The sequence below is a fragment of the Agrobacterium sp. K11 genome, from assembly GCF_059429395.1.
Genome location: NZ_JCAHRB010000011.1, coordinates 99,589 through 118,113 on the forward strand (window position 1 = coordinate 99,589; position 18,525 = coordinate 118,113).

Below are 18,525 nucleotides of genomic sequence, written 5' to 3' on the forward strand. Positions count from 1 at the left end.
CTAGGGTCTCGGGAGCGTTTTGATGTTTGATATCGGTTGGAGCGAGCTTCTGGTGATCGCGGTCGTTTTGATCGTGGTCGTCGGTCCCAAGGACTTGCCGCCCATGATCCGTGCCTTCGGTAAGACGATGGCCGGCCTTCGCAAGATGGCGGGGGATTTCCGCACGCAGTTCGACGAGGCCTTGAAAGAGGCAGACATGGACGATGTGCGGCAGACGATCTCCGATGTGCGCAATCTCAACCCGACCAACTCGCTGCGCGATGCTATGAACCCGCTTCGCCAGCTCGGCAACGAAATCAAGTCCGATCTCCAGAAGGCGACAGCCGCTCCCGATGCGATGTCGTCGACAGCAGCACCTGCAACAAGTGAGCCGGTGGCTCCTCTTGTCAGCGTGCCGGAGCCCGAGATGAAGCTTCCGGATGTGGCGCCTGCGGTGGTTCCCACGCCTTCTGCATCTGGGCCGGTTACTGCGGTTGCTGCTGCGGAAGAAAAGCCGAAGCGTACGCGTGCGAAATCTGTTGCGACCGTTGAAGCCGAAGCGGTTGCCGCCAAGCCGAAGCGCACCACCCGCAGCAAGCCTGCCGCAGCGCCTGTTGAGGAAGCTGCTGTCTTGAAGCCGACCGTGAAGGCTGTCGCCAAAAAGGTTGCTGTCAGGAAAGCGGCAGCGGAGAAGGCGGTTGCCGTTGCGGATGCCAAACCGGCAAGAACCAAGGCTGCAAAGCCCAAAAAGGATGAAGCATGAGCGGGGACATCGAGGACAAGCCGCAGCCGCTTATCGAACATCTCATGGAGTTGCGCACGCGGCTGATCTGGTCGCTCGGCGCGTTCTTCGTCGCCTTCATCGCCTGTTTCGCCGTTGCCAAGCATCTCTTCAACCTGCTCGTCATTCCCTATAAGTGGGCGGTCATCTGGGCGGGGCTGGATGTGGCGAAATCATCGCTGATCTATACGGCGCCCCAGGAATTCTTCTTCACGCAGATCAAGGTTGCCATGTTCGGAGCCATGGTGATCTCCTTTCCGGTGATTGCCTCGCAGCTCTATAAATTCGTGGCGCCGGGCCTCTACAAGAACGAGCGCGCGGCCTTCCTGCCGTTCCTGATCGCGTCGCCGATCCTTTTCCTCATCGGCGCGGCGCTCGTCTATTTCTTCTTCACGCCCATGGTCATGTGGTTCTTCCTCGCCATGCAGCAATTGCCAGTAGATGGTGAGGTGGCGATTTCCCTGATGCCGAAGGTGTCGGAATATCTCAGCCTCATCATGACGCTGGTTTTGTCCTTCGGCCTGGTATTCCAGCTGCCTGTCGTCACCACGCTTCTGGCGCGGGTCGGGATTCTGACCAGCGACTGGCTGCGGGAAAAGCGCAAGTTCGCCATTGTCATGGCCTTCGTGGTTGCGGCCGTGCTGACGCCGCCAGACCCCATGTCCCAGATCGGTCTTGCGCTACCTGCGATCATTCTCTACGAGATTTCCATCTACATGGCTCGACTCGTGGAGAGGAAACGTGCTGCGGAATCCAAAAGCACGGAGCTGGAAGAGACCTGACGCTTCGCCACGGTCTTCCTGCTCATCAAATCTCCTCGCGCCGGGCCTTTCGCCCGGCGTTTTGCTGATAAAACGCGAGCGACCAACAATAGTCTGGAACGACGATGCACGACATTAAATGGATACGCGAAAACCCCGAAGCCTTTGATGCAGCACTTGCACGGCGCGGCGCAGAGCCTGCCGCAAGCAGCCTGATCGCTCTCGACGAAAAGCGCCGGTCCGTCATCCAGTCCCTGCAGGACATGCAGTCGCGTCGCAATGCCGCTTCCAAGGACATCGGCGCCGCCATGGCGCAGAAGAACATGGAGCTGGCGGAAAAGCTGAAAGCGGAAGTCGCCGACATCAAGGAGAACATGCCGCGCGCCGAGGAGGAGGACCGCCAGGTCACCGCCGAGCTTAACGACGCCCTGTCGCGCCTGCCAAATATACCTTTCGACGATGTTCCTGACGGCAAGGACGAACACGACAATGTGGTGACCCGCGTGGTCGGCCAGAAGCCAGGCTGGAACCATGAAGCAAAGGAGCACTTCGAGATTGGCGAAGCGCTCGGCTACATGGATTTCGAGCGGGCTGCCAAGCTTTCCGGCTCGCGCTTCACCGTGCTGACCAGCCAGCTGGCGCGTCTGGAACGGGCGCTCGGCCAGTTCATGATCGACCTGCACACCTCGGAACATGGCTACACGGAAGTCTCTTCGCCGCTGATGGTGCGTGATGAGGCGATGTTCGGCACCGGGCAATTGCCGAAGTTTTCCGAGGATCTGTTCAAGACCACTGATGGCCGCTGGTTGATCCCGACGGCGGAAGTGACGCTGACCAACCTGGTCTCCGGCGAAATTCTCGAGCAGGAAAAGCTGCCGCTACGCTTCACGGCACTTACGCCGTCCTTCCGTTCGGAAGCTGGCTCTGCCGGCCGTGACACACGCGGCATGCTGCGCCAGCACCAGTTCTGGAAATGCGAACTCGTCTCCATCACCGACGCGGAAAGTGCTGTTGCCGAGCATGAGCGCATGACGGCCTGCGCCGAAGAAGTGCTGAAGCGTCTTGGCCTGCATTTCCGCACCATGACGCTGTGCACCGGCGATATGGGTTTCAGCGCGCGCAAGACCTACGATCTGGAAGTGTGGTTGCCCGGCCAGAACACCTACCGCGAAATTTCGTCCTGCTCCGTCTGCGGCGATTTCCAGGCGCGGCGCATGAATGCGCGTTATCGCGGCAAGGACGACAAGGCGACGAAGTTCGTGCACACGCTGAACGGCTCCGGCACCGCCGTCGGCCGCTGCCTGATCGCGGTTCTCGAAAATTACCTGAATGACGATGGTTCCGTCACAATTCCAGACGTGCTGCTGCCCTATATGGGCGGTCTGACACGGATCGAGAAGGCGGTCTGAGGGAGCGCAGCGTCGCGCTATTGGAGGGAGAATCTTCCAATTACGCCGACGTCATCCTCGGGACAGGCCCGAGGATGACGTTGAGAGAACTGCACACCTCACTGCCGGTGGGGAGGATGCTCCGTCCCGGAAGATATGAAAAGCGGAGAGAGAAACATGCGGATTTTGCTGACCAATGACGACGGTATCCATGCCGAAGGGCTGGCGGTGCTGGAACGTATCGCCCGCACGCTGTCCGATGACGTCTGGATCGTGGCGCCCGAGACCGACCAGAGCGGTCTTGCTCACTCCCTTACTCTCTCCGAGCCGCTGCGGCTGCGCAAGGTTTCCGACAAGCATTTCGCGCTGCGCGGTACGCCGACCGATTGCGTCATCATGGGCATCCGTGAAGTTCTGCCGGAAAAGCCCGATCTCGTACTCTCAGGTGTCAATGCCGGTGCCAATATGGCTGACGATGTCACCTATTCCGGCACGATTGCCGGCGCCATTGAAGGTACGCTGCAAGGGGTACGCTCCTTCGCACTCAGCCAGGCTTTCAGCCATTCCGAAGGCCGCGTCGTGCCGTGGGAGGTGACCGAGACCCATGCGCCGGATCTGCTGCGCAAGCTGATGAATGTGGAATTGCCTGATGGCACCTTCCTCAATCTCAATTTCCCCAATTGTGCACCTGATGATGTGCAGGGTGTATCCGTCACCGGGCAGGGCAAGCTCGATTTCGGCCTGACGGTAGAAGAACGCCAGGATGGCCGTGGTCTTCCTTATTACTGGCTGCGCTTTGGCGAACGCCTCGGCACCTTCCGCGAGGGCACGGATATCCACGCTTTGAAGCACGGCAAGATTTCGGTCACGCCGCTAAAGCTTGACCTTACGGATTACACGGTCAAGGATCGGGTTGCGCAAGCACTTGGATTCGGAGTCGCCGATTGAAATCCGCAATGGTTGAAAAGGAAGGTTTTGCCGCTCTCGTTCTCCGCTTGCGGGGCGAGGGGATTTCCGATCTCGACCTTTTGACGGCGGTGGAACAGACGCCGCGCTCCAGATTCGTGCCGCCGCAATTCGCCGCTGATGCCTATTCCAGCCGTACAATCCCGATCGACTGCGGCGCCTTCATGGAAGGCGCTGACATGGCGGTGAAAATCCTGGCTCGCCTGCAATTGAAGCCGGGCCAGCGCGTGCTGGAAATCGGCACCGGCAGCGGTTTCATGACGGCGATCATCGCGCGCCGGGTGGAGCGGGTCTTTTCGCTGGAGCGATACAAGACACTGGTGCAGCAGGCGCAGAACTGTCTGGACGATCTTTCCATCCGCAATGTCGTCATCCGCCAGGCGGATGGTAGCAACGGTCTGGTGGGCGAGGGCACCTTCGACCGAATCGTCGCCACCGCCGCCTTTACCACCATGCCCCGCTTTTTCGCCGAGCAGATCGTCTCCGGCGGCATGATGATCGCGCCGATCATTCTGGAAGACGGGCGCTGCGTGATGACGCGCTTCTCCAAGACCGGCAGCCGCTTCGAGAAGGAAGAGCTGTTCGAGACGCCCTATCTGCCGCTTGGCAGCCATATTGCCCGGCATTTGTGACAAAATGAAAATATCGAAGGCGATTAATTTTCGTCTTAGAATGTTCTAAATCATCACAACCAACTGATTTTCCATAATAATATTGTTCAGACATGACGCATGCCGTTTTCGTCATGGTTATCGAAGTGTCAAAAAAGCGCCGAGCGGCTTAACGTTTTAACGGCGTGGTAACACTAACGCGCTTTAATCATAAACATCGACGCATGGTTTTCCCGGGATCGGGAAATGGGCCTTGCAAGAAGTGAAATTTGTGCCGGATCGACCTCGATGCGGCGGGTTGGCGTCAGTGTAGATCGAGTTATGCGTATGAGACATTCGTCTAAAATCGGAAAATCAGTCGCAAAAATGTTCGCAGCGGCATTGCTGGCAAGCGTCGCAACGGGCTGTAGCTCGGATGCAACGCGGTTCAGCGGCCTCTTTTCCAGTGGACCGGATCGGATGACGACAGCGTCAATTCCAGCCCGCCAGGGCGGCGGTGCTTATGGGCAGGCCCCGGTCCCGCAAGGCGACATGAACGGTGGTTATGCCTCTGCGGCACCCCAGGGCGGCTACGCCAATCAGAACATGGCGGCCAACTCCTATCCGTCTTCCGGCGGTTACGGCGGTGGCGTTCAGCCTTCGACGGCCCGTTCGGCTTCGGCCTCTCCGGTGCAGCGCTCCGAGCTGTCGGCTCCGCCGGCGGTGGCAAGCCGCGACCCGTCGACCCGCAACGAAGCCATGGCCCAGCCTTTCCCGTCCGCACAACGACCAGCCGCTCCGTCTCTCGCAGCACCTGCACAGCAGGCTGCCGCTCCCGTCGCCGACAATCTCACCACCGCAACCGTCCGTTCCGACAAGAACGGATGGCATACGGATGGCGCCTCTTCGGTAACGCTGCGTCCGGGTGAAAGCATCGCGACGATCTCCAACCGCTACGGCGTTCCCGAAAAGGAACTGCTGCGGGTCAACGGTCTGAAAACCGCGGCGTCCGCGCAGGCTGGCCAGTCGATCCTTATTCCGAAATTCGGTCAGGTCCGCAATGCCGCCAAGGCTGCGGCTGGTGACATTGCGCTCAACCGCAACGGCGACGAGCCGAACCCGCTGCGCGGTCCAGACCAGAAGGTAGCCGTGCTGCCCTCGCAGAGTGTTGCCCGCGACAAGGTTTCGGCTGAAAACGGCAAGCTCACACCTCCCGGTGGCAAGCCTATGCCGCCAGCCGGTGGTTACAAGGTTCAGCCGGGCGACAGCCTGGCAAAGATCGCCCGTGAAAACGGCGTTTCGGTTGCAGCCCTCAAGGCCGCGAACGGCATTTCCACCGAAAGCATCCGTGTCGGCCAGACACTCGCCATGCCGGGTGCTTCGACCGACGCCATCAAGACAGCCTCCGTACCCGCAAAGGAAGCGGCCAAGGCAGTGGAAACCGCATCCGCCAAGCCGGAACCCTACAAGGCTCCTGCCGCAGCTGCGACCGTACCGTCCGCTCCTGCCGCAACGGCAAGCGTCGGCGATATCGAGAAGAAGTCCGATATGGCCTCGCTCGCTCCGGAATCCACGGGCATCGGCAAATATCGCTGGCCGGTTCGTGGCGCCGTCATCAACAATTTCGGCGACAACGTCGAAGGCAGCCGCAACGATGGCATCAACATCTCCGTTCCGGAAGGCACGCCAATCAAGGCCGCCGAAAATGGTGTGGTCATCTATGCGGGCAATGGCCTTAAGCAGCTCGGCAATACGGTTCTCGTCCGTCATGACGACGGTAAGGTCACCGTTTACGGCAACGCCGCCAATCTTGACGTGCAGCGCGGCCAGAAGGTTCAGCGCGGCCAGACCATTGCCACGTCAGGCATGACCGGCAGCGCCAAACGTCCTCAGGTTCACTTCGAAGTTCGCAAGGATGCGACGCCGGTGAACCCCTCCGGTTTCCTTGAATAGGTATTGCGTCTCAAGGAATGATGAAGCCGGGCCGAACGCCCGGCTTTTTCATTTTTGGGGGTAGGCCAAGCGTCCTCAAACATCAGACGTCATCCTCGGGCTTGACCCGAGGATCCATGGTGCGGTCGGTTTGCGGGCCCTCGGGTCAAGCCCGAGGATGACGGAGGAGAGGAGGTTGCCGAAACGGCAGTTACGCCCTCACCAACCCAACCGTCTTCTCGATGAAGTCCGCAATCGTGGCGGTATCGTCGAGGTCGAAGACGGGAAGAGTGGTGTCGGTCACCGCGTGATCGGCGGCAATTGCGATGATGTGCGGATCGCTTCCGGCAAGCGGTTCGGTCTTGGCAGCTTCCAGCCGTCGCGCCTCGATCTTCGGCACCGGCTCGTATTTGTAACCCTCGATCAGTACGAGATCGCAAGGGGCGAGGCGGGCGAGGATTTCCTCGAAAGACGGTTCGGCTTCGCCGCGCAATTCATGCATGATGGCAAAGCGGGTGCCGGAGACGATGGTGACCTCGTGCGCGCCCGCCTGACGGTGACGCCAGCTGTCGGCGCCGACCTTGTCGATATCGAAATCATGATGGGCATGCTTGATGGTCGAGATCCGATAGCCGCGCGCCGTCAGCTCGGTGACGATGCGGACCGCAAGGCCGGTCTTGCCCGAGTTTTTCCAGCCGGCAATACCGAAGACCTTTTGGCTCATCATGGTTCCATGCTCTCCAGATAGCTTCGAGCGAGCGCCAGTTCATCCGGCGTGTTGATGTTGAAGAACGGATCGAGGCTGCCCTTGGCCGTTTCCAGCGGCGGGAAGGCGATACCGATCGTGACGTGTCGTGCAAGATAGGCGCGGATGCGCCGGTTTGCATCGTTCTTCAGCCATTCCTCCAGATCGTCCGCGAGCGCCACGGGCCATAGCGCGAAAACCGGGTGCAACTGGCCGCTGGAGGCGGCGATGACGATTGCATCTTCGGCCATGTGTTCGCAGAGGCGGTCGACGAGATCTTCGGGAAAGAACGGGCTGTCGGCGGGCACTGTCAGGAAGTGGCTTTTCCGGACGTGATGGTTCTGGAAATGCCGCATGCCGGCGAGAACTCCGGCTAGCGGCCCGGCATGGCCGTTCACGGTGTCAGGCAGCAACGGCAGGCCATAGCTTTCGGCCCAGCCATTCGCGGCATTGATGGTGACATCCGACACCTGTGGCGCGATGCGGCGCACGACATGGGAAAGCAGCGGTTCGTCGCCCAGCATCACGGTCGCCTTGTTGGTGCCCATCCGTCGCGACAGGCCACCGGCAAGCACAAGACCGGGTATTTCAAATCGCGCCGTCATTGCCGCTTTTCCTGCAGCCTTACGATATAGGTAGTGAGGAGGGCGACAAGGCCGGTCGCCAGCATCACGAGAAGAAGCGGCCAGGTTCCGTCCTCTTTGGACAGAACCGAGGAGGCAAGCACGGAAAGTGCCGCGCCGCCGCCGATGGTCATGGCGCCGCCGAGACCGGAGGCGGAGCCTGCCAGATGCGGCTGGACGCTGACCATGCCTGCATTGGCACTTGGCAGGGTCACACCGTTTCCGACACCAATGAGCGCAAGCGGCACGAAAAACGCATAGGGGCTTTCCGCCCCGGTGAAGATCAGCGCTATGGCTGCGACAATGCCGGCGATGGCGACGACATTGCCCGACAGCATCATGCGGGTGATGCCGATCTGGCTCGCATAACGGCCGGAGACGAAGTTGCCGAGCATGTAGCCGCTGGCCATGAAGAAGAATTGCAGGCCGAGCATGGCCGGGGCAAGGCCATAAAGCACGCTGCCGACGAAGGGTGCGCCGCCTAGAAACGAAAAGAACATGCCCGACGAGAAGGTCGAGGTCAGCGCATATCCCCAGAAGAGCGGCGAGCGCAGAAGTTCCGGCCAGGCGTGGAACTGCTGCGAGAAGCTTGCCGATCTGTTGTGATTGGTTTCGCCGAGATCAAACCAGGCGAGCACCAGAATGCCGACCCCGAGCAGGGCAAGAAGCGCAAAGCTGGATTGCCAGCCGGAGATATCGTTGAGCAGACCGCCAACCGTGGGGCCGACCATCGGCACCACCGACATGCCCATGGTCACATAGCCGATCATCGAAGCGGCCTGTTCCATAGGGACCATGTCGCGCACGATGGCGCGCGCCAGCACGAAGCCGGAAACGACGGCCGCCTGCGCCACACGCCCGAACATGAAGACGGTGATATCTGGCGCCAGCATGCAGACGAGCGTGGCGACGATCATCATCGCGATGCTGGCAAGCATGACGGGCCGGCGTCCGAAAAGATCGGATAGCGGGCCGATGAGGAGTTGCAGGCAGGCGGTGGCGGCAAGATAGCCGGACACGGCAAATTGCATCACGGCGTAATCGGTCTCGAAATGGAGCGCCATCGCTGCAAGCGAGGGCAGGAACAGGTTCATGCAAAGCGCCGCGACGCCGGCGATAACGACGAGCGTGATGATGTGGGGCGGGGTGGTGCGATCCAGAAAGCGGGTGTTTTTCATGTCATTCTCCCGCTTTTTCCGTAAAGGCAGCTTTCGTTACGGACGCTGGCCGCACGGTGGTCGCGGCAGTGGGCGTTGCGGCGGAGCGCTTGGCCATCTGCGAGCGCTTGCGCAGGCTTTCACGGTAGAAGGTGTAGAGGCCCGAGCCGATGACGATCACGGCGCCGACGATCGTGAAACTGTCGATCTTTTCGTTGAAGAAGAACACGCCGATCATGAAACCCCAGAGCAGGCTGGTGTAACGGAATGGCGCGACGAAGGAGATTTCACCGGTTCGCATTGCCAGAATGATTGCCTGGTAACCGACCAGCACCAGAACGGCAGAACCGGCCAGATGCGACAGGATCATGAAGTTCATGGGCTGCCAGCCGCCGAAGGGCTGGATCAGCAGGCCACCCACCGCCATGTTGACGGAGGCGGTAACGAAGGTGATGGCAAGCGAGGGGACATCCGCATACATCTTGCGGGTCAGAAGATCACGCGCGGCGGTGACCGCCAGCGAGGCGACGACCAGCAGCGCGCCTGAGGTAAAGCCTTCCGGGCCGGGCCGGATGATGACGAGCACCCCAATGAAGCCGACGATGATCGCCGCCCAGCGCCGCCAGCCGACGGGCTCGCGCAGGAACAGTGCGGCACCCAGCGTGACGATCAGCGGCAGGGACTGCAATATGGCCGAGGCGTTGGAAAATTCTATGAGTCCGAGCGCCGTCAGATAGAGAACGGCGGCTGTCACTTCGCAGAGACAGCGCAGGATGATGATGGGGCGCATCAGGGTTTTCAGCGGCCGGAGCGCGCCGAAGTGCCGGGCGGCAATATAGATCAGCACCACCGTCATGATGCCGCGCACGAACATGATCTGGCCGGTATTGATGTAGGGGGTGACGGATTTCGTCAGGGCGTCGTTGGCCGTAAAGCTTGCCATGGCGAGCGCCATCAGAAGGGCGCCGCGCGTATTGTCCGTCAATGCCATTTCATACTGTCCCAGACCATGCGCAGCCTAACCCCAAATTCCTCTAAGGGGTCGCCCGCCGGGCGGGACCGCGCATTCCTCCATGCCAAGAGACCTGACACGGCCAAGCCGGCATTTCAACCGCTTAAATGGGTGGGTGGACGAGAAACAGGTTCAGCCGCCGGTCACACTCATATGGCGGGCGACAGCGGGGCGCTTGTGGGTGCGGTCAATGATGAAATCATGCCCTTTCGGCTTACGCAGAATGGCCTCGTCTATGGCGCCCGAGAGATAGGCGTCGCTGTCGGAAGCGCGCAGCGCCGTGCGAAGGTCGGCGGCATCGTCCTGCCCGAGACACATATAGAGCGTACCGGTGCAGGTGAGGCGGACGCGGTTGCAGCTTTCGCAGAAATTATGGGTCATGGGTGTGATGAAACCGAGCCTGCCACCGGTTTCCTTCACCGTCACGTAGCGGGCAGGGCCGCCGGTCTGGTAGTCGTTGTCAACAAGCGTGAAGCTTTGTTCCAGATCGGCGCGCAGCCTGGAAAGCGGCAGGTAGCGATCGGTACGATCTTCCTCGATCTCGCCCATCGGCATGGTCTCGATGACAGTCAGGTCCATACCGCGACCATGGGCGAAACGCATCAGCTCGGGAATTTCAGTCTCGTTGAAGTCCTTCAGCGCGACGGCATTGAGCTTGACCTTGATGCCGGCGGCCTGTGCGGCATCCAGCCCTTCCATCACACGGTCGATATCGCCCCAGCGGGTGATCTCGCGGAATTTCTGCGGGTCCAGCGTATCGAGCGAGACGTTGATACGCCGCACGCCGCAATCGGCGAGTTCGGCGGCGAATTTCGCAAGCTGCGAACCGTTGGTGGTCAGCGTCAGCTCATCCAGCGCGCCGGTGCCAATATGGCGGCCGAGGTTCCTCACCAGCATCATGATGTTCTTGCGCACCAGCGGCTCGCCGCCGGTCAGCCTCAGCTTGCGCACGCCCCGTTGAATGAAGACGGAACAGAGCCGGTCGAGTTCCTCCAGCGTCAGAAGGTCCTTCTTCGGCAGGAAGGTCATGTGTTCGGACATGCAGTAGGTACAGCGGAAATCGCAGCGGTCTGTCACGGAAACGCGCAGATAGGTTATGGACCGGCCGAAAGGGTCCACCATCGGTGCATTGTTTTCCGTCAGGGACTGCGCTCTTTCGAGCGATCCGGGGAAACTGTTCACGTCTCCGTCCTCACTGCGCGATGCGCCGGGCACAAGATTGCCGGGCATGTGCTTTACAGGTGATGTAGTGACTTGCCTATCGCGAGGCAAGTCCGTAATTCTGACGCATAAGACGAGCTTGCGGAAGTGAAAAATGAGTGATGCCTGGCCGACTGAACTGCTTGTGTCGAAAGACCGGCGGCAACTGACCGTTTCCTTCGATGATGGAAGCGTCTATCGCCTTGGTGCCGAGATGCTGCGCGTGCTTTCACCCTCCGCGGAAGTGCAGGGCCACGGGCCGGGCCAGAAGGTCACTGTTCCCGGCAAGCGCAACGTGACGATCCGCTCCATGATGGCGACGGGCAATTATGCCGTGCGCATCGTCTTCGACGACGGCCATGACAGCGGCATCTTTACCTGGAGATATCTGAAGGAACTGGGAGAGACCGGCGACGCATCGTTTGCCGATTATGAGCGACAGCTCGCCGAAAAGGGCTTGAGCAGGGAACCGCTATCCCGGTAGGCGGGCGCAAGGCCTGCGGATACTCCCCACCCTCATTCCTGTGACAAGCACAGAAATGAGGGGAGGAGAGCAGCGGCATCTGAAGCCCGCATGCCTTATGGACAAATAACCCGTTGAATCTGCGTATCGTCCTTCTGTAAAATCATTTTCGATTTTCATACTGATGCGCTAGGAAGTGAGGGAGGGAACACCCTCGTTCTATCAATTTAAACGGGGTGATGTGTGGCGGTCGAAGCGAACGGAAATGATCTGGCCCAGGTGGTCGTGCTTTTGGCGGCGGGCGTGGTGGCCGCGCCGATTTTCAAGCGCATAGGCCTCGGTTCGGTGCTGGGTTATCTGGCCGCCGGCCTGGTGATCGGGCCATATGGCTTCGGTTTCTTCTCCGATTCGCAGGCGATCCTTCATATCGCCGAACTCGGCGTGGTGATGTTCCTGTTCATCATCGGCCTTGAAATGCAGCCGTCACGGCTGTGGTCCATGCGGCAGGATATTTTCGGGCTTGGCGCGCTGCAGGTGCTGGTCTGTATGGCGGGTCTGACGATGGTTGGCGTCAGTCTCGGCTTTCCGCTCATCATGTCATTTGTCGCCGGTACCGGCTTCGTGCTGACTTCCACGGCAATCGTCATGCAGATGCTGCAGGAACGCAACAGCATGTCCAGCCTCAAGGGCCAGCGCATCATCGCCATCCTGCTGTTTGAGGATCTCGCCATCGTGCCGCTTCTGGCGCTCGTTGCCTTCCTCGGTGCTGGTGGCGAGCACGTCACACCCTCGGAGCGCTGGATTTCCGTCGGCATCGCGCTCGCCGCCGTCGGCGCGCTCATTCTGGCCGGGCGTTATCTTCTCAACCCGTTCTTCCGCCTGCTGGCGGCGTCCGGTGCGCGCGAGGTAATGACGGCCGCGGCCCTGCTGGTGGTGCTCGGTTCGGCGCTGTTGATGCAGGTCAGCGGTCTTTCCATGGCGATGGGCGCGTTTCTGGCTGGTGTGCTGCTGTCCGAATCGTCGTTCCGCCATCAGCTGGAAGCGGATATCGAGCCGTTTCGCGGCATTCTGCTCGGCCTATTCTTTCTTGGCGTCGGCATGGCGATCGATCTTGCCGTCATCGCATCGAACTGGCAGCTCGTGGTCGTCAGCGTCGCAGGTTACATGCTGCTCAAGGCATTGCTGATCTACGGCGTGGCGCGGGCGCTCGGCACCACCAGGCGCGAAAGCCTGGAGCGGGCTGTGTTGATGGCTCAGGGTGGCGAATTCGCCTTCGTGCTCTATTCCGCCGCTGTCAGCGCCGGCATCCTCGACCGCGAAGCCAACGCCATCCTGACGGCGACCATCATCATCTCGATGGTGCTGACGCCGCTGATGGTCATTCTGCACGACCGGCTGGTGCCGGCGGCCGTTCCCAAGACCGATGATCTCGATGTGCCGGAAAATGTCGAGGGCAGCATTCTGCTGATCGGTTTCGGGCGTTTCGGCCAGATTGTCAGCCAGCCGCTTCTCGCGCGTGGCTACACGCTGTCGCTGATCGACAAGGATGCCGACTTTGTGCGCGATGCCGCGGAATTCGGTTTCAAGGTCTATTATGGCGACGGCTCACGCGCGGAAATCCTGCATGCCGCCGGGGCAAGCACCGCGCGTGCGGTGCTGATCTGCGTCGATGACAAGGAAGCCGCTGTGCGGATCGCGGAGATCGTCAAGCATGAGTTTCCGCTGGTTCCCGTTCTTGCCCGTGCCTATGACCGTGGCCACGCAATCGATCTTGTGAAGGCCGGCGTGGATTACCAGATCCGCGAGACTCTGGAATCGGCGATGAATTTTAGCGAGGAAGTGCTTGGCGCCATGGGCGAGGAGCGGGAAGATGCTGCCCGCTTGGTGGAGGAATTCCGCGACCGCGACGAGGAACGTTTCGCGATGGAAGTCGTCGGCGGTATTTATGCGGGCCGGTCGCTGATCCGCGGCAATTCCCAGCCGGCGGACCTCGTTGCTGCACGCACCGCGCGCGAGCGGGCGGAGCGGGAAAAAGCGGAAGCGGCAGAGGAATAACGCGCCCTGATTTATGGGGGGCAGATTGATTGCAGGAGTTGGAGCGCACAATGACGGTCATTCGCACGGTTGAGGAATTGAAGGCCATTTACGATGGCACAAGCGAGGCATCTATCGCGAAGGTGACAGCCACGCTGACCGCCGAATACCGGCAGATGATCGAGGCTTCGCCATTTCTGGCGCTGGCGACTGTCGGGCCGGAAGGCATGGACTGTTCGCCGCGCGGCGACAAGGGCGGTGTGGTAAGGGTGGCCGACGACAGGACGGTGCTTTTGCCCGACTGGCGCGGCAACAACCGCGTCGATTCGCTTTTGAACATCGTCCGCGATCCACGCGTGGCGCTGATGTTCCTGATCCCGGGCTCGAATACAACGATGCGCATCAACGGCCGCGCTGTCGTTTCGGTCGCACCCGATCTGCTGCAAAGCTTCGAAATGGACGGAAAACACCCGCGCACCGTCATTGTGGTCGAAATCGATGAGGTCTATTTCCAGTGCGCGAGGGCCTTGATGCGTTCGGAACTGTGGAACCCCGACAACTTCGTGGAACCCGCGTCACTGCCCACACCAGGCAGCCTGCTCAAAGCCGCCAAGGCGGAGTTCGATCAGGAGACTTATGACCGCGAATGGGCGGTTCGGGCGGCGAAGACCATGTGGTGACGTGTCTTTTGCCGCAGCAACAGGTGCTCACGTAACAGGGCGTGGGGGCGGAGGGAGCACTGCATTCACTATGCTCCCTAACCGGCGCCATCCTTCTCACGTCCGATAAATCAGCCAGTTCTTGCCGATATAGTTCTTCTGCATGCCGTCCTCGTAAATAACGGAACGGTTCCTGCCGGTTTCCTTGGCGTGGTAAAGTGCCATATCGGCATGTCCGTAAAGTTCGCCCGGATTGTTTGCCTGCGAGGCGGAGGCGAAGCCTATCGAGATCGTCACCGTACCGTAGTCGGCGCCCGATCTTGAATTGCGGAACGGTGTGCTTTCCAGCGACAGGCGGATGCGCTCACAGATCACCATGACTTCTTCCGGCGTGTTGCCATCAAGAATGATGGCGAATTCCTCGCCGCCGCTTCTGGCGACGAAGCCGTCCTTGCGGACATTGGCGCGGATGACGGAGGCGACTGTGGCCAGTATCTTGTCGCCGACCGGGTGGCCGAACGTATCGTTGATCCGCTTGAAATGGTCGATGTCGAGCAGGATGAGCGTCGTATATTGCAGGCCGATGGAGCTGTTGTAGACGGAGGCCAGCCTGTCATCGAAAGCGCGACGGTTGGAAAGGCGCGTCAGCGAATCGGTATTGGCGATGCGCTTGTATTCATCCAGCTCCAGACGCACCTGTTGCATTTCCTCGGCATGGCGGTTGACGTCGTTGAACGCCTTTTCGCCATCGATGATTTTCGAGCCGGTGGCCTCGGCCAGCAGCGAGACCGCATTTTTCAGGATATTGGTGCTCGATACGGTCTTGTCGTCAATGCGCTGACGGGTCTCGCCGAGAATTCTGTTGTAGTTCTCGATGGAGGACTGTTCGCGCCTCAGCGTTCCGAGAAGTGCCTCCAGTTCACGCCGCAGCTTCTCGTGCGCGTCGTCGATCGAGGCAATGGGATTGCCTTCCCCGTACCGCGCGGACAATTCGTCCAGATCCTCCTGCGTCACCCGGTTTCCCAGTGCCGCCAGATCTCTCGTCAGCGCCGGGTTCGAGCCAATATAGGCTTCGTAAAAAAGGCTATAGTTGCGCGGGATCGGCGACACACCCATGCTCCGCATGGCGTAGGCAATCTGCCCGGCGATGTCGGGCCCCGTGGATTTGGGCGTGGATGCCGTGTTCATCAAGAAACTCCAGTGAGTCTGCTTATCGACTATGATTATTATTATGTAGGCCGTTTTGAAAAGCTTAATTTATGGGAAACTAATTTTTGTTCCCTGAAATTTGATCTTCGGCAATTTTTATCTTATTTAGCTGATAATTATAAGTAATTCTCATTTCGAGGAAGTTCCGGAGTTTTTTGATTTCTACTGCTCGTCTTGGTGCCAGCTTCGTATTTATTCTGTCAATCCCGATAGTGATTTTAGGGTGATTTATTTCGGCACAACAACGTAGGGTGATAATCGGGAGATGGTTGAGGCACGGAGTTTTTCATCTGGCGAGACGCCGCTTATAAGTAACGAACTTCTTCGCGCATGTCCGGCTACAGCAACGTTACAGTTTTTATTACGTCGTCTCAACAGGAGTGGCTGCAGTTCGTCTCATTTCTGTGACTACTTGCGGTGGAAATTGCGCAAGATTTTGAAACAATGCGTTGTTTTGTGCGCCGCCGGAATATGTCCCGTCAGGCTCTAAGCCGTATCACCGAGCATTCCGCACCTGCGTCAACTGCCGGCGCATTTGGCGGGCGCACGATCAGGCCGTCTGAATGTGCCAGTATGTTCATCATGGATGAATCCTGTTTGGCATAGGCTTGCGCCACCAGAGCGCCGTTGTCATCGGCGCTGAAACGGGAGCGAAGATAATCCTGCCGGTGATCGTTCGCCTTCAGCGGTGTGGCGGTTCGGGCTGTGGTGACGCGTTGCGGCGGAATGCGGCGGGCGATTCTGTGGAGCAGTGGCTCGAGGAACAGCAGGCCGCAGACGAGGCTCGCGACTGGATTTCCTGGCAGGCCCAGAACCTGCATGGCATCGATGGTGCCCACCATCAGCGGTTTTCCAGGACGCATGGCAATGCGCCAGAAATCGAGCTGCATGCCTTCGGCCTTAAGCGCCGCCTGAACGAGATCATGGTCGCCGACAGAGGCGCCGCCGAGCGTCACGAGCACATCGGCCTTTGCCGCGACAGCCTTGCCGATGGTGGCGCGGATCAGCGTGTCGTTGTCGGGTATAATCCCGAGATCGAGAACCTCCGCACCGGCTGCCCGCGCAAGTGCGGCGACACCGAAGGTGTTCGAGGCGATGATCTGGGCGGGAAGGGGCGTGCTTCCGGGCGGTAGCAATTCGTCGCCGGTGGCAAGGATGGCGACCAGTGGCTTGCGATAGACGGCAAGCGTTGCGTGATTCATCGCCGCCGCAACGGTGAGATCGGTGAAGCCGAGTTCGCGCCCGGACTTCAAAACCGTGTCGCCCTCGGCAAAATCCTGTCCGCGCGGGCGAATGTGTCGCCCGGCGGTGATGTCGAAAGCGGTGCGGATTTTGCCCTCGCCGAAAAGCTCGGCATCTTCCTGAATGAGAATGGCATCCGCACCCGCTGGCACCGGTGCGCCGGTAAAGATACGCACGGCCTCGCCTTTACCCACCGTGCCCGCGAAAGCGTGGCCTGCGGCAGCCTGGCCTATGACGGTGAGGACTGACCCGATTTGTGGCGCATCGGCACTGCGCAGCGCATAGCCGTCCATGGCCGAGGCATCGAAAGGCGGCTGGGTCAGACGCGCCGCAAGGTCAGCCGCAAGGACGCGGCCATCGCATTCGGCGAGCGGAAGGGTTTCGCTGTCAACCACAGGAACCGCCGCCTCCAGAAGGCGCGTTACGGCCTCATCCACGGGCAGCAGTGGCTTCATTCATGTCTCCTGTCGCCGGAAATCGCCCGACTTGCCGCCGCTCTTTTCGAGAAGGCGGATATTGACGATCTCCATCGCCTTGTCGGCGGCTTTGGCCATGTCGTAAATGGTCAGGCAGGCGATGGACACGGCGGTCAGCGCCTCCATCTCCACGCCCGTCTTGCCGGAGAGCTTCACCATGGCCTCCACCCGCAGGCCGGGCAGGGCAGCGTCTTCGGTAATGTCCACCGCAACCTTGGTCAGCATCAGCGGGTGGCAGAGCGGAATGAGGTTTGCCGTCTGCTTGGCTGCCATGATGCCCGCGAGCCGGGCTGTGCCGATGACGTCACCCTTCTTGGCATTGCCATCGCGGATGAGCGCCAGCGTTTCCGGCTTCATCTTCACAAAGCCTTCGGCAACGGCGATACGGACGGTCTCGGCTTTGTCGCCGACATCGACCATATGTGCCTCGCCGCTCGCATCGATATGGGTGAGCTTTGTCGCCTCGCTCATCGGCGCATCATTCCGCCGCCAGAACGCCGGATTGGCCGGTTAGCAGGGTTTTGGTAGCTGCCGTCACATCGTCCTTGCGCATCAGGCTTTCGCCGACGAGGAAGGTGCTGATGCCGCTCTTTTCGAGGCGCTGGCAATCCTCATAGGTGAAGATGCCACTTTCGCCGACAAGCAGCTTATCGGCGGGCACGAGGCCAGCCAGTTTCTCGCTGGTTTCGAGGCTGACCTCGAAAGTGCGCAGATTGCGGTTATTGATGCCGAGAAGCGGCGAGGCGAGCTTCAGCGCCCGTTCGGTTTCTTCCGCATCATGCACCTCGACCAGCACGTCCATGCCGAGTGAAAAAGCCTCGTCTTCAAGGCGTTTCGCCTCATCGTCGGAAAGAGACGCCATGATGAGCAGGATGCAGTCCGCGCCCCAGGCGCGGGCCTCATGCACCTGATAGGTATCGAACATGAAATCCTTGCGCAGCGCAGGCAGCGTGCAGGCATTGCGGGCAGCCGTCAGAAATTCCGGCGCACCCTGAAAGCTCGGCGTGTCCGTCAGCACGGAAAGACAGGCGGCGCCACCAGCCTCATAGGCGGCGGCCAGTGCCGGCGGATCGAAATCCGGGCGGATCAGCCCCTTGGAGGGGCTGGCCTTCTTGATTTCGGCAATCAGACCGAATTTGCCCTCAGCCTGCTTTGTTCGCAGCGCTTTGTAAAAACCGCGCGGCGCAGTCTGGCCTGCGGCCATCGCCTTGAGATCGGCAAGTGAAACCCTGGCCTTGGCGGCGGCAATTTCCTCGCGCTTGTAGATCTCGATATTTTTCAGAATGTCGCTCATGGTTTCGCTCTCAT

At 60.1% G+C, this 18,525-nt stretch carries 18 protein-coding genes; 9 read left to right on the top strand and 9 right to left on the bottom strand.

The annotated features are described in order from the left end of the window. Positions 1–22: 22 nt before the first annotated feature. The 6 genes from tatB to AC5SEO_RS20355 all read left to right on the top strand — a co-directional run bounded on the left by tatB (position 23) and on the right by AC5SEO_RS20355 (position 6,418). A complete protein-coding gene (tatB, locus tag AC5SEO_RS20330) occupies positions 23–742 on the top strand; it encodes a Sec-independent protein translocase protein TatB (protein WP_038491224.1) in 720 nt (239 codons plus the stop codon). Further along, entirely contained in the window at positions 739–1,542 is an 804-nt protein-coding gene (gene tatC, locus AC5SEO_RS20335; protein WP_003515595.1) for a twin-arginine translocase subunit TatC, read from the top strand. The genes tatB and tatC overlap by 4 nt, the downstream gene beginning before the upstream one ends. Positions 1,543–1,646: 104 nt before the next feature. Further along, a complete protein-coding gene (serS, locus tag AC5SEO_RS20340) occupies positions 1,647–2,930 on the top strand; it encodes a serine--tRNA ligase (RefSeq protein WP_003515594.1) in 1,284 nt (427 codons plus the stop codon). Between the two features lie 156 nt (positions 2,931–3,086). Next, positions 3,087–3,857, top strand: coding sequence for a 5'/3'-nucleotidase SurE (gene surE / locus AC5SEO_RS20345; RefSeq protein WP_003515592.1), 771 nt, complete (start codon positions 3,087–3,089; stop codon positions 3,855–3,857). Between the two features lie 8 nt (positions 3,858–3,865). After that, the gene (locus AC5SEO_RS20350; protein WP_029658770.1) at positions 3,866–4,507 is read left to right on the top strand and encodes a protein-L-isoaspartate(D-aspartate) O-methyltransferase; all 642 of its coding nucleotides are present in this window, start codon (positions 3,866–3,868) and stop codon (positions 4,505–4,507) included. A 345-nt stretch (positions 4,508–4,852) separates the two neighbouring features. Beyond that, positions 4,853–6,418 (top strand): LysM peptidoglycan-binding domain-containing M23 family metallopeptidase, encoded by a 1,566-nt coding sequence (locus tag AC5SEO_RS20355; protein WP_019566161.1) that lies wholly within the window; start codon positions 4,853–4,855, stop codon positions 6,416–6,418. Between the two features lie 190 nt (positions 6,419–6,608). On the opposite strand, the gene mobB is transcribed toward AC5SEO_RS20355, so the two are convergent. The 5 genes from mobB to moaA form a co-directional block, all read right to left on the bottom strand. Then, positions 6,609–7,124: a molybdopterin-guanine dinucleotide biosynthesis protein B gene (gene mobB, locus AC5SEO_RS20360; protein WP_113291776.1), complete on the bottom strand. Its 516-nt coding sequence runs from the start codon at positions 7,122–7,124 to the stop codon at positions 6,609–6,611. Continuing rightward, entirely contained in the window at positions 7,121–7,747 is a 627-nt protein-coding gene (gene mobA, locus AC5SEO_RS20365; RefSeq protein WP_113291775.1) for a molybdenum cofactor guanylyltransferase MobA, read from the bottom strand. Before mobA ends, mobB begins: the two co-directional genes overlap by 4 nt. Then, positions 7,744–8,943, bottom strand: a complete 1,200-nt coding sequence (locus tag AC5SEO_RS20370; RefSeq protein ID WP_113291774.1) for a multidrug effflux MFS transporter — start codon at positions 8,941–8,943, stop codon at positions 7,744–7,746. Before AC5SEO_RS20370 ends, mobA begins: the two co-directional genes overlap by 4 nt. 1 nt (position 8,944) lies before the next feature. Beyond that, positions 8,945–9,913 carry a DMT family transporter gene (locus AC5SEO_RS20375; protein ID WP_113291773.1) on the bottom strand — a complete coding sequence of 323 codons (969 nt, stop codon included), beginning with the start codon at positions 9,911–9,913 and terminating at the stop codon, positions 8,945–8,947. 153 nt (positions 9,914–10,066) lie between these two features. Continuing rightward, positions 10,067–11,164, bottom strand: coding sequence for a GTP 3',8-cyclase MoaA (moaA, locus tag AC5SEO_RS20380; RefSeq protein WP_162736195.1), 1,098 nt, complete (start codon positions 11,162–11,164; stop codon positions 10,067–10,069). A gap of 85 nt (positions 11,165–11,249) precedes the next feature. Here moaA and AC5SEO_RS20385 point away from each other — a divergent pair, with 85 nt between their 5' ends. The 3 genes from AC5SEO_RS20385 to AC5SEO_RS20395 all read left to right on the top strand — a co-directional run bounded on the left by AC5SEO_RS20385 (position 11,250) and on the right by AC5SEO_RS20395 (position 14,311). Continuing rightward, positions 11,250–11,618, top strand: a complete 369-nt coding sequence (locus tag AC5SEO_RS20385; protein ID WP_003515573.1) for a gamma-butyrobetaine hydroxylase family protein — start codon at positions 11,250–11,252, stop codon at positions 11,616–11,618. 222 nt (positions 11,619–11,840) lie between these two features. Further along, positions 11,841–13,652: a monovalent cation:proton antiporter-2 (CPA2) family protein gene (locus AC5SEO_RS20390; RefSeq protein WP_003515571.1), complete on the top strand. Its 1,812-nt coding sequence runs from the start codon at positions 11,841–11,843 to the stop codon at positions 13,650–13,652. 50 nt (positions 13,653–13,702) lie between these two features. Beyond that, positions 13,703–14,311 (top strand): pyridoxamine 5'-phosphate oxidase family protein, encoded by a 609-nt coding sequence (locus AC5SEO_RS20395; RefSeq protein ID WP_003515570.1) that lies wholly within the window; start codon positions 13,703–13,705, stop codon positions 14,309–14,311. Positions 14,312–14,407: 96 nt separating this feature from the next. Here the strand turns inward: AC5SEO_RS20395 and AC5SEO_RS20400 are convergent, their stop codons facing one another. The 4 genes from AC5SEO_RS20400 to trpC form a co-directional block, all read right to left on the bottom strand. After that, entirely contained in the window at positions 14,408–15,478 is a 1,071-nt protein-coding gene (locus tag AC5SEO_RS20400; protein WP_065687305.1) for a GGDEF domain-containing protein, read from the bottom strand. Positions 15,479–15,978: 500 nt separating this feature from the next. After that, complete coding sequence (locus AC5SEO_RS20405; protein WP_038491207.1) at positions 15,979–17,196, bottom strand: molybdopterin molybdotransferase MoeA; 1,218 nt, start codon at positions 17,194–17,196, stop codon at positions 15,979–15,981. Next, positions 17,197–17,688: a cyclic pyranopterin monophosphate synthase MoaC gene (gene moaC / locus AC5SEO_RS20410; RefSeq protein ID WP_111804522.1), complete on the bottom strand. Its 492-nt coding sequence runs from the start codon at positions 17,686–17,688 to the stop codon at positions 17,197–17,199. A gap of 7 nt (positions 17,689–17,695) precedes the next feature. Then, on the bottom strand, positions 17,696–18,511 hold the full coding sequence (trpC, locus tag AC5SEO_RS20415) for an indole-3-glycerol phosphate synthase TrpC (RefSeq protein WP_111796362.1): 816 nt from the start codon (positions 18,509–18,511) through the stop codon (positions 17,696–17,698). Positions 18,512–18,525 lie beyond the last annotated feature (14 nt).

What these genes read in the sequence shown, in the direction of transcription:
- moaA (WP_162736195.1), bottom strand. Translation starts at nt 11,164, where the DNA reads ATGCCCGGCAATCTTGTGCCCGGCGCATCGCGCAGTGAGGACGGAGAC.
- serS (WP_003515594.1), top strand. Translation starts at nt 1,647, where the DNA reads ATGCACGACATTAAATGGATACGCGAAAACCCCGAAGCCTTTGATGCA.
- AC5SEO_RS20395 (WP_003515570.1), top strand. Translation starts at nt 13,703, where the DNA reads ATGACGGTCATTCGCACGGTTGAGGAATTGAAGGCCATTTACGATGGC.
- AC5SEO_RS20350 (WP_029658770.1), top strand. Translation starts at nt 3,866, where the DNA reads ATGGTTGAAAAGGAAGGTTTTGCCGCTCTCGTTCTCCGCTTGCGGGGC.
- AC5SEO_RS20355 (WP_019566161.1), top strand. Translation starts at nt 4,853, where the DNA reads ATGTTCGCAGCGGCATTGCTGGCAAGCGTCGCAACGGGCTGTAGCTCG.
- tatB (WP_038491224.1), top strand. Translation starts at nt 23, where the DNA reads ATGTTTGATATCGGTTGGAGCGAGCTTCTGGTGATCGCGGTCGTTTTG.
- moaC (WP_111804522.1), bottom strand. Translation starts at nt 17,688, where the DNA reads ATGAGCGAGGCGACAAAGCTCACCCATATCGATGCGAGCGGCGAGGCA.
- tatC (WP_003515595.1), top strand. Translation starts at nt 739, where the DNA reads ATGAGCGGGGACATCGAGGACAAGCCGCAGCCGCTTATCGAACATCTC.
- mobB (WP_113291776.1), bottom strand. Translation starts at nt 7,124, where the DNA reads ATGATGAGCCAAAAGGTCTTCGGTATTGCCGGCTGGAAAAACTCGGGC.
- AC5SEO_RS20405 (WP_038491207.1), bottom strand. Translation starts at nt 17,196, where the DNA reads ATGAAGCCACTGCTGCCCGTGGATGAGGCCGTAACGCGCCTTCTGGAG.
- AC5SEO_RS20400 (WP_065687305.1), bottom strand. Translation starts at nt 15,478, where the DNA reads ATGAACACGGCATCCACGCCCAAATCCACGGGGCCCGACATCGCCGGG.
- surE (WP_003515592.1), top strand. Translation starts at nt 3,087, where the DNA reads ATGCGGATTTTGCTGACCAATGACGACGGTATCCATGCCGAAGGGCTG.
- mobA (WP_113291775.1), bottom strand. Translation starts at nt 7,747, where the DNA reads ATGACGGCGCGATTTGAAATACCCGGTCTTGTGCTTGCCGGTGGCCTG.
- AC5SEO_RS20385 (WP_003515573.1), top strand. Translation starts at nt 11,250, where the DNA reads ATGAGTGATGCCTGGCCGACTGAACTGCTTGTGTCGAAAGACCGGCGG.
- trpC (WP_111796362.1), bottom strand. Translation starts at nt 18,511, where the DNA reads ATGAGCGACATTCTGAAAAATATCGAGATCTACAAGCGCGAGGAAATT.
- AC5SEO_RS20375 (WP_113291773.1), bottom strand. Translation starts at nt 9,913, where the DNA reads ATGGCATTGACGGACAATACGCGCGGCGCCCTTCTGATGGCGCTCGCC.
- AC5SEO_RS20370 (WP_113291774.1), bottom strand. Translation starts at nt 8,943, where the DNA reads ATGAAAAACACCCGCTTTCTGGATCGCACCACCCCGCCCCACATCATC.